The sequence below is a fragment of the Mucilaginibacter sp. UYP27 genome, from assembly GCF_040547175.1.
Classification (GTDB): domain Bacteria; phylum Bacteroidota; class Bacteroidia; order Sphingobacteriales; family Sphingobacteriaceae; genus Mucilaginibacter.
On record NZ_JBEPPE010000012.1, the window covers coordinates 73304 to 83233 of the forward strand.

The 9930-nt window shown below is 42.0% G+C and carries 14 protein-coding genes and 1 tRNA gene; 1 reads left to right on the plus strand and 14 read right to left on the minus strand.

Translation table 11 applies throughout. The features are described from left to right. Window positions 1-53: 53 nt before the first annotated feature. Window positions 54-130 (plus strand) — tRNA-Met (locus ABIB39_RS21130). Here the strand turns inward: ABIB39_RS21130 and ABIB39_RS21135 are convergent. From ABIB39_RS21135 to ABIB39_RS21200, 14 genes are all read right to left on the minus strand, one after another. Continuing rightward, complete coding sequence (locus ABIB39_RS21135; protein WP_354432187.1) at window positions 87-1700, minus strand: recombinase family protein; 1614 nt, start codon at window positions 1698-1700, stop codon at window positions 87-89. The genes ABIB39_RS21130 and ABIB39_RS21135 overlap by 44 nt on opposite strands. A 36-nt stretch (window positions 1701-1736) precedes the next feature. Then, window positions 1737-1937: a hypothetical protein gene (locus ABIB39_RS21140; protein ID WP_354432171.1), complete on the minus strand. Its 201-nt coding sequence runs from the start codon at window positions 1935-1937 to the stop codon at window positions 1737-1739. 153 nt (window positions 1938-2090) lie between these two features. Next, window positions 2091-2321, minus strand: a complete 231-nt coding sequence (locus ABIB39_RS21145; RefSeq protein WP_354432172.1) for a hypothetical protein — start codon at window positions 2319-2321, stop codon at window positions 2091-2093. A 252-nt stretch (window positions 2322-2573) separates the two neighbouring features. Beyond that, window positions 2574-2912, minus strand: coding sequence for a hypothetical protein (locus ABIB39_RS21150; RefSeq protein WP_354432173.1), 339 nt, complete (start codon window positions 2910-2912; stop codon window positions 2574-2576). Window positions 2913-3158: 246 nt separating this feature from the next. Beyond that, a complete protein-coding gene (locus tag ABIB39_RS21155; RefSeq protein ID WP_354432174.1) occupies window positions 3159-4121 on the minus strand; it encodes a hypothetical protein in 963 nt (320 codons plus the stop codon). Between the two features lie 479 nt (window positions 4122-4600). After that, window positions 4601-5059 (minus strand): PH domain-containing protein, encoded by a 459-nt coding sequence (locus tag ABIB39_RS21160; protein ID WP_354432176.1) that lies wholly within the window; start codon window positions 5057-5059, stop codon window positions 4601-4603. Beyond that, window positions 5043-5636 carry a hypothetical protein gene (locus ABIB39_RS21165; protein WP_354432177.1) on the minus strand — a complete coding sequence of 198 codons (594 nt, stop codon included), beginning with the start codon at window positions 5634-5636 and terminating at the stop codon, window positions 5043-5045. The genes ABIB39_RS21160 and ABIB39_RS21165 overlap by 17 nt, the downstream gene beginning before the upstream one ends. Before the next feature lie 5 nt (window positions 5637-5641). Then, window positions 5642-6412: a DUF4099 domain-containing protein gene (locus ABIB39_RS21170; protein WP_354432178.1), complete on the minus strand. Its 771-nt coding sequence runs from the start codon at window positions 6410-6412 to the stop codon at window positions 5642-5644. Continuing rightward, window positions 6413-7594: a zincin-like metallopeptidase domain-containing protein gene (locus tag ABIB39_RS21175; RefSeq protein ID WP_354432179.1), complete on the minus strand. Its 1182-nt coding sequence runs from the start codon at window positions 7592-7594 to the stop codon at window positions 6413-6415. Next, complete coding sequence (locus tag ABIB39_RS21180) at window positions 7548-8018, minus strand: M23 family metallopeptidase (protein WP_354432180.1); 471 nt, start codon at window positions 8016-8018, stop codon at window positions 7548-7550. The genes ABIB39_RS21175 and ABIB39_RS21180 overlap by 47 nt, the downstream gene beginning before the upstream one ends. Next, window positions 8015-8422: a hypothetical protein gene (locus ABIB39_RS21185; RefSeq protein WP_354432181.1), complete on the minus strand. Its 408-nt coding sequence runs from the start codon at window positions 8420-8422 to the stop codon at window positions 8015-8017. The genes ABIB39_RS21180 and ABIB39_RS21185 overlap by 4 nt, the downstream gene beginning before the upstream one ends. A gap of 20 nt (window positions 8423-8442) precedes the next feature. Further along, entirely contained in the window at window positions 8443-8847 is a 405-nt protein-coding gene (locus ABIB39_RS21190) for a hypothetical protein (protein WP_354432182.1), read from the minus strand. Between the two features lie 19 nt (window positions 8848-8866). Continuing rightward, window positions 8867-9286: a hypothetical protein gene (locus tag ABIB39_RS21195; RefSeq protein WP_354432183.1), complete on the minus strand. Its 420-nt coding sequence runs from the start codon at window positions 9284-9286 to the stop codon at window positions 8867-8869. Next, on the minus strand, window positions 9283-9819 hold the full coding sequence (locus ABIB39_RS21200; protein ID WP_502916211.1) for a TraM recognition domain-containing protein: 537 nt from the start codon (window positions 9817-9819) through the stop codon (window positions 9283-9285). Before ABIB39_RS21200 ends, ABIB39_RS21195 begins: the two co-directional genes overlap by 4 nt. Window positions 9820-9930 lie beyond the last annotated feature (111 nt).

Below are 9930 nucleotides of genomic sequence, written 5' to 3' on the forward strand. Positions count from 1 at the left end.
TGATATGACTACAAAAGGGCGCTAAAGTAAATTTAGCTAACCATATTTTTTTCGGCGGGGTAGCTCAGATGGTTAGAGCGCAGGATTCATAACCCTGAGGTCGGCAGTTCGATCCTGCTCCCCGCTACCAAACAGGCGAAAGCGGCAAAATCCAGATTTAATTCTGGTATGCCGCTTTTTTTATTACTCATAAGTTGCTGAAAATAAGTAATATACAAAAACAAAAAATTAATTCGCGGGGTTCGAACTTCTTCTTTTTTCTTACTAAAAGTAATGCCGTCTGGAAACACTAATGACTGAATCTTTTGCTTAACCACATAGTCGCTTAAAACCCACTTTTCAGCCATTTTTGAAGCTATTTCCAACGAAATATCGATGCAATCTCCAAGGTTCGAACTTTTTTTGGAGGCTTTTAAAATCTTACCTTCCAATTCGTCTTTTTCCAAAAGATATTTCTCAGAAAACTTGTTGTATAATTCACTATTAATTTCTTCTTCGATATAACGTTCTTCCAGGCGATTTATCTTTTTCTTTAGCTCTTTATATTGATTGGCTAAAGAAACGTAAGCTTCTTCTTCACCTTTAAATAGTTGATTGAAAGTTGCTATAGCTTGTTGACGGATAAGCTGTAGAAAATCGTGATCTAAACTTAATGTAAAGTTATTTAGCAAATTATAAAAAGTCTCATTCAGAGATTTGGCATTCTTGTTGGTATTACAGCCGCGCGTTTTACACTTATAATAATGGATATTTTTTTTGCGCATAAGGTAGCCAGTAAGCGGCTTGCCGCATTCCGCACATTTTGTAAAACGCTTTAAAGGAATGGCTTCATTCTCTTCTTTTAAAGAATATCCATGAGCATTCTGATCTAAAATTCCGTTGACTTTCAAAAAGGTGGCTTTGGAAATCAATTTTTCCTGATTGCCCTCAACGATACGGCCTTCCAGCATATTATGGGCCATTAATCCGCAATAGAATGGATTTCTAAAAATTTCTGATATCCTTTGATGGTTTAATTTTAAACCTTTCTCCAGTAGCTTTCCGCGAATGGCTTCATTTGATAAGTTGTATTGTGATTTCCACTCGTAGGCCTGCCTCAAAAGTTTCCCCTTTTCGTTAACGACTATCTTACGAATACCATTACTGCGCACGATATCAAACCCAAGTGGTGGAGCAGTTGGCCAATCCCCCCTCAGCAGCATTTCTTTTATACCCGCTGTACATTTTTGTTTCCTGAGTTGATTATCAAACTCCCCAAATAAGAAAAGCATTTTTTGTTGCATCTGTCCCGATGCGCTAGAGGTATCAATAGGCTGGGTAACTGAAACTATTTCTATTCCTAACTTTCTGAGTTCGCCGCTTAACCAGATGGAGTTATCATTTCTGGAAAAACGCTCCAAACTGTAAACTAATATGTAAGATACTTTTTCCTTGGCCTTTTTTACAAATGCCAGCATCGCGATGAATTCCTTTCGCTCATCATTTTCGGCACTTTCATATGTTCCGCCAAATTGGGCTAATACTTTATATTTTAGTCTTTCGGCATATTGATTACATCCTTTCAGTTGTGTGCCCAAACTTAAATTATCAGCTTGCTCCCTGCTGCTTACTCTCGTATAAATTACACAGTTTGTACCACGTACTTTACTTGATGTTATTGTCCCTTTCGCAAATGTGTCAAATGGAGTTATTTCAATCATAAGTATGCGCGTTAAAAGATTAGAAAGAAGTTCAATTTACACATGTTCACCCGCTTCTCCAAGATTTTTACTCGAAATATTATTGCAATTGAAGGCAATTTCTGTAATCTTTTTGATGGTGATTATGATGTCCAAAATTTGGTTTTCAGAAAGTTTGGCGAATGCGGAATGGCGCTTAACTTCCTCCACGGTAAGATCTGTCTTACGTAAGACATCTAAGTCCTGAAATTTATTCACCTGTCTTTTAATTATTTTATATGGAGGTGTTGAGACTGTTGTCTTACACTATAATAGGAAGAGGCCCAAATAGACCGGGCATTCTTAAATTCATTAGCAAGTACCTGAAACGGCCTGCAAATTCACATCCCCTTGCCTTAAAGGATTATCGCATCAAGCGACTTCATTAAAACAAAACTGGACTACTTTATTTTCGCCCAACAGCAAAAACCCCATTAAAAACGCCTTTGATGCGATTTCAATGGGGACATCGGAATAATGGAGGGTTTTCCATTTTCCAGTATTGGTGCTGATGTTATTTCGAACCATCAACAAAATTTCTTTCCAAGCGAGAAATAAAGTTCGTGTGGATAAATTCTTGTTTAGCAAACAAGTGTTTTTCATAACAAAAATAATTTGTAAATGGGGACTTATATATAAAAGCACATATATCCTAAAAAAGACGCTTATCGGGTTTACCTGCCTCTCCTGCGGCCTTGATTTTTATCCTGGTTAGAATCAATGTGAGGATTAGTGGTATTGTTCCTGATGTTATTATAAATAAATTCAGGCTGGCTGGTTCTGACATGTCGGTTCCAGCAAGATCAATATGCGGAACCACGCCTGATAATCGCTTTTCCGCCATTCGGCAGCCATTTATTGTTGAACGGGATCTTCCAAACGGACACGTATTTTTTTAAGTCGATTATTTTCCCACTCATTTATCAGGGTTTTAAGGAAAAGGGCAGCAATGTATTCATCCTTAATTTTATAGATCATTGTCTGAGTCCGGTAGTCCTGACCTAAAAGGTTGCCCATTTCTACAACCGACCGCTCATCCCAGGTTTGGAACTCGACTCTCGCAGCATCAAAATTTTTGTGTTCGGCTAATCGTATTATTACTTCGCCGGACAACAATGAGCCATAAAGTGCAATTAAATTCTCTTTTATGATATTGCCCGTTGAATTAAACAAGATCTCTTTTGAAATATCCATAACAGATTGATTGAGGCTGTTATTAGCCGAATAAAGGGAGATAAGTGTAAAAATAAAAGTCCCCAACACTCGCTGCCGGGGACTTTCAACCTAAACCTTATCACAAAAGCGGTAAAGAATATCCGCTCAGATGTTGCAAAATAGGAATAAATAATTTAAACCTGATTAATACGGTAAAATTTGGTGGCTCCCTTCTTGTTAGACTTATGGTAACGTAAATTTGCAATAACTATATGGGTAAATTGCTTATTTATGCCTACCCCAACCTGCATCGGTCGTATGATCACAACCTTCGGAGCTAACAAACAGGGATTGAATCAAATAGCGATCAACGTCCAATGTGATGGAATAATAGTTTAAGCTGCCATCCATACGGCTTTGCAGCGAATGTAAATAATCCATGCGGCTATCGATTACGTAAAAACTTCCACACAAGGCATCACAGTAAGGGCAAGCGGCTGCAAAATAGCTTCTTCTGACCGTGTTACTAAATTTATAACCTACCGTCGTTATATTAGCATCATCCTGTCGAAGGGTGACAACGAATTTTTCTATCAAATCTGCGCTTTTTCCTTTGACATGATCTAATGAAATCAGACTATGATAATATTGCCAGGTAGGGTTGTTCCAATTTTTTAGTTGGCGATTGGGAAAAACGATACCAGTCACTGTTTTGATTTTCCGCTGACACTTCCAACAGGTATCGCTCATGATCTCCAGATTAACTGGTTGAGATCCTATTTTAGGACCAACATAAGTAACCTTAGCATTCCAAATATTTGAAAGCCCAACATGGAGGTTTTCAAAATGAATACCATCGAAGGTTATTTTATATTTTTTATCTCGGCAACAAGTTACCCAAATAAAATTGGGGCAGTGGATCAGCAATTTTTCCGAAATAAAAACACCTGTGTTGCCTAAACGCATTTCTTCAATTTCCTCGTTGATCACTATGAACAGTGTGCCTTCAGCAATGATATCATCCCTTAATATTAATAGTTTCTTTTCCAATCCTGCATTTAGTTCTAAAGAAAGGGGCCACACAAATAAGTTAACCTGCCTCGCCTTACTGTCTCTGAGCGCTAAAAAGGCAGGACTGTTACCACATAATTCATATCCGTTTGGTTTTTCTTCCTGTACCATTTGCCAGCTGTCAGGCAGGCTTTTTTGCAGTTCAACTGCTACGAAATCATAAAAATTATCCTTCATTAGTAAAAATTCTTTAGCAAAATGCAAATTCAAATTGTGGAAAAATGTATTGCAAATTCCTTTTATGGGTTTATTTATAATAAGAAAGTCCCAAGGTTTGCAGCCTCGGAACTTTCAATAATATATATACTAAATATCTTAAATTTAATATTGGCGATGAAACGCAGAATTACGCATATACTCATTAAACCTGCGCTGGTATTCCCGTTCGGCGTTTAATCTCCGATTGAGCACGGAACAGCGCCAGGCACACAATCCACAAGCTAAGAATGCTACAGACAAACAGGTAAGTGCTTCCTTCCTAGCTTCAACCTTTTCGGCTGCCGTCATTTTATCCCTGGAATGTTTCCTTCCAACGGCTCCAAAAAAGGCAAATGTCGAGATCAAACAGGCAAGCAATATGTTTCTTATAATGGCTTTCATAACTCAAATTGTCAATATAAAATTACTAATTAAATTACTAATTTCCAAGTACTTACTTAATTTAATTCGTAAATATTATTGCTTTTTCGCGCTTCTAATACCCTATCCCGAATAGTATCCGTAATGTGTGATTCGGGTATTCCCTGCAATTGTATGACCGGATTTTCAGGGTCAGTGCTTTTTAAGGTCAGGTACATCAGCTTGAATAGCTGTAGCATAAAAGATTGGGTGATGATGTAATCCTTCACTCTGAACATTTCCAGTTGATCAATACGTTTAAAGAAGATACCGCTCGTCATCCTGATATATTCATGGGTGATCAGATATTGAAAACTACGGATATATAATAACCTGTACCAGGCGAAACCGCATACCACCAGGCTGAATAAAATAAAATACGGGGACAGCCACCAGGCCAGCAAAAGAAAGGTGATGGCCAGCGTAATTAGCGGCAAGGCTTTTAGGAATGCGAAAAGCATTGCCGGCCTTAATAGAATTTCATCGTTCTGCGTCATGTTTTAATTGATCTAAAAAAGTTAATGAATGAACCGGTTTACCGGTTCGAAACCGTGGGCGAATGCTAAAGACTTCCTGAAAAGCGTGGAGCGAGATCTGTTCATTGTGAAAAACATGCAACAAGTTATCCCGATAGACCATCACCTCATTTCCAGAATGAAATATCCTAATGGCGATATTTTTTATACCGGCCGTTAATTTAATATCGGTGATATGCCCAATGAGGTCTTTACTGAATACCAGGGTAAACCTCCTTCCTTGAAAATTCTGCCTGATCCAGTCCGCTTGCTCTATATAGAACCTGTTGCCAATAGCGATAAAAGATAGTTGTTCCAGCCTGGGATACCGGTGCCTGTTTAGTGTAATAAAGGCCATCGCCTCCATTGCCGAATAAGTAATGATAACATGGCTTGCCTGCTGACTTCCAGCCACCCAAAGGTCTTGTGTGGAAGGAACCGTATGAAAACCTTCGCCGTAATGTTCTTGCTGGTCACCATAGTTAAAGGAAAGGCCGGCAGGGGGATTGAAAAAGGCTTGGATCTCCGGAGAAATGCCAAGCTTTGTTAATATGTCCATCAGTGTTACCTGCCTTTGCGGGTTTGAGATTGTTCAAACTGATTCGGCTTAAATCCATGCTGATTTTCGATGTCTTTTATCGCCTGGTGATAACCGGGGCTTAATTTCTCAGCTGATTTTTGTTCCCGCTTCTGATTGAACATGGCATTTAAACCCTTATACACCATATAGGAAAGACCGCCATCGATCAAAATAGAGGCCACAAGCGCCAGTTTATTGGAACGGATGCCGTGATGATCTGTACCGGAATAACTGAGTTTGGTACCATCAGCAATTTGCACCTCCTTACCTTTGCGGTAATTTTCTTTTTGTGCAGGCGTCAGGAATTCATTATTCACCATATCCGGAACCAGGATCTTTTCGGTATCCGAAACGATATATTCTTTTGTTTCCGGATCATATTCGACCAGCATCTCTTTTTTGGCTCCGTGATTATCAAGAGTGATCTTTAATAAACTGGCTACCTCACCTTTTCGCAGTTGCTGCGCCTCCGTCTCACTTAAGAAATCCGGGGTTGGCGCTTTGCGGTATATCGGGTGAATAAGCAGGTCCAGTTTACCGTATTCATTTGGTTTCAGCGATACCTTCGCGTTGATAGATCTGATCTTGATGTTATCTGTTTCCAGATCGCGCAATTCCAGCAATGAAGTCCGGCGACCTGAAAGCAAAGCTTTCAGGTCATCGACATTAAACAAGAGCTGACCGCCTGCGGCCAGCCCGATGGTTTCCAGATCCTTGATCGGGAGATCATCTTCATGAAAGTTAACCAGGTTCATTTATCGTCCGATTTTTTGTTGTTGACCCTGTTCCTCTGACCGGCCCTGTTCTTCCTCCAAAACCATCTCAGGTTCACGTGGGTTGGCTTTCGCCTCCAAAAGGGATTTGTAGAGGCCAAATTCCGGTTTTATAACCTTTCGGCTTCCATCGCCAGCTTCCACCTTGATACTTTTGTCTTTACGCGTTTCCAAAACCTTGTAGGTAGTGTCCAAATAAGCGATCTCGTCACCTTTTTTGAAGCTTACCGCTTCCGGGGCCTGTTTTTGCTCCCGCTTCTGTGAAACGCCCAATAATAAGTTGGCAATTTTTTGCGCATCCCTTGTCGCTTTGGCGATCTCAAACGGTTCATCCTTCAAGATCTTTGCAAAGCTGCTCATATAGGTATCCTTTTGACCGAAATTATGGCCGATCTTCAATTCACCACCGATCAGGATTCCGGCAATGGCGGCACGCATTTCCTCACGGGCGTAATCCAGCGAACCAAATTTTCCTTCCATCGGGCGGTTCAACCGGCTTTCATGCCCTGACCAGTGTGCCAACTGATGAACGGCGGCCTGCAGATATTTGGTTTCATTTTCAAAATGCTCTGGCTCCGGCATGAAAATGGCATCACGTTGTTTATCGTAGTAAGCCTCCTGGCCGCCGTGAATGATCACTGCTTTGCTGTCTTCGATCAGTTTTGCCGCACGTTCGCCAGGTGACATCGTTTGCCCTTCGTCTTGTTTGGCCAAAAACTCTTCTAGTGGCTGTATATCCTTTAATTGGCTGCCATTGAAAAGGAATGCCTGGCTACGCTGAGGTTTCTCAAATTCTACCGTTTTGGTTTGTGTAACCCCTGCATCATCTTTGATAACCTTACCTTCTGCGGTTCGGATAGCCTGGATGTCGCTTGTCTTTGGAAATTCGATCATCGTCCCCTTTTCCTCCTTTTTGACCCAATTGCCGGCATAACGCGCAGCGTCTGCCGACATCCAGCGCGGATCGTCATGCCGCTGCATACCCAGGATCAGCGCATTCATGGCACTGTAGCCTTTACCTGTAGTTGGATTGATCGGTTTAACAAAGGCGGGCAGGCCGTTTTCTTTAACCGGTTTTTGAAACAGGGAATGTCCCTCTTTGATCTCCGCGATCAGCTTATTCGAAAGCTGAATGGGAAGTGCTTTGAAATTTTTGTCGTTCATTTTCTTGTTTTTTTAGCAGTTCATATAAAAATTTAATTGGATTGATGTATTGATGCCGGTAGCAGATGCTGAAGTGCAAGTGCTCGCCGGTAACTCTTCCAGATGAACCGGAGATGGCGATAGCTTCACCGGCTGCCACATGGTCTTGAGGCCTAACCAATAGCGCGCTGAGGTGACCATAAGCTGATTCCAGTTCACCTCCATGATACAGGCGAATGTTAATACCAAGCTTACGATCATAGCCGACAGATCTTACTTCGCCATCAAGGATGGCAAATACGGTATCATGGCGAGCTTTAAAGTCAACACCGGCATGCATGGCATATTTGCCCGTAATGGGATGAATGCGGTAACCGAAATCAGAATTTATTACCAGGTGTTTAAGGGGGAGGCAGACCAGGCAAAAGCTGATCAGTATTTTCATCGGCCATAGGATTTGGCTAATTCCTGTTTAGGCGTTTGACTGATAGCATCCAATACCCGTTCCTGTACACCAGGATGGTCATTGGCAATGGCCAAAGCTGAATATAAGGCTTGCGACGTTCCCCTTTCCTGTAATAACATGATCTTGTACATGGCCTTAAAATCATCGAGGGGCATAGCAGAGCCGTTATTGGTCAGGTCATCGAAAACCTTTTGCTTGTCTTTAAGCATCATCACCTGTCCTGCGGGGTAAAAGGCTTCCCCGCCTTCGGGAAACCTGACATAGTTTTCCGTTTCAGAACGGGCGTAAGTCAGCACACCGATCTGCCCTTTTTTTTGTCCGGTATCGTTTTCAAGATCCGGCTGCACCAGAACGAGTGTTCCGGCCAAAGTTTGATTTTCCATAATATTTAAGTTTTAAGATTTTATCTTCCTATTTTTCGCTTGTGATCGGGATCGATAACCTCATTCAACCGAATGGTAGCCAGCCGATGGAGTTCGGGGTCGTCCTGCAAAAAGGTAAAGGCGCTTTTCAGGCCGCTGTCTGATCCCGATGCTCGAAGCAAGGCAAGGGATCGCAGATTTTTAATGACGTGGTCCCAAAAAACAGCCTGATGAGTATCAGCCAATTCATTAATTTCCTCCGCATTTTTAAGCACAAATAAGGTTTTGGAACTAAAAGAGTCTACTTCCTCATCCTCGAATCTTACCCAAATGTTGTCGTTTGGAAGGTCTGTAAATTCGATGATGCCGATTTTACCGGCATAGTCAGATATCCACAGTACCGGGCTAATCATGACCGTTAAGCCTATAGTATCTTCGTCTTTCATGATGATCCTTTAAAATTGTTTACCTTCCCCGTTTATAGCTCTGGTCGAGGCCGAGGGTTTCCTCCAGTGATACCATCGCCGATGCGATCACATCCGGGTTCCTTTGCGCGATCTCCATCGCCGTCCGTTGTTGCTTTGTCGTGCCGTAATCCAATAAGAGGGCGATGTTTTTCAGGTCCTTGAATGTCGACGGGGCCAGTTTCATGACATCCTGCTTCAGGTTTTGATAGATCTGATCGGAGGGATTGAACAGCAATAAGGCATCGGCAGCATATAAGCCAACCTCCTTGTCATCAAAGCCAACATAAAATTCATCGCTATTAAGGATAGCGGCGGTAATCACACCGATCTGCCCCTGTTTGGCCACAGGATCATCTTTCAATTGCGGATGCACCAGGACAAAGTCCGGCAGTTGCACCTGGCTATTATTTTCGCTCATTTCTTCATTGTTGCTTTAACGGGTATGTTTGGCGAAGCTGGCCTGAAGGCCAACACCATTTCTTGTATCTCCTGGCTGATATGGTCAAAGTTCTGGCGGAGTTTTTCGTCCAGTTTCCCGCCGAAATCATAAAAGGCGGGTAAAGGTTTATAACCCTTTTCTTCGCGCCTGATGGCTTCCATATCCAGATTGATCCGGCAGTTAACTGCGGATGTTTCAAACTGTCCCGTAAATTTCTCCTGAGCGTCCGCGGCGATCACCCCAACCATTTCGCCCGAATTGAGCGAAGCTATTTTACCTGCGGGAATGAGTGCTTCCAGCTTTTCGTTCAGCGATGTGGATGTTTTGTTGCGGTCGATCGATAAGCTTTCGCCCATCTGTTTGGATTTACCAAAAAGCCTTTCCAGCCATTCCAACGTATCCTTATTCCTGACAGAGCCGGAAATCACCGTGCCGACAACCGCCGTGATGGTTGCTGCGGTATCTTTCCCGTACTGTTGGTTAAATTGCGGCAATTCCTGCAATCCCATCAATACTGCCACCTTGTTATGTAACCCCTCCTAAAAACCGGACTGCTTAAAGGACGAAAAGTCTTAACTTTAACCAGTCAAACGATGAAGAACTCTATCATTACCGAAACGCAG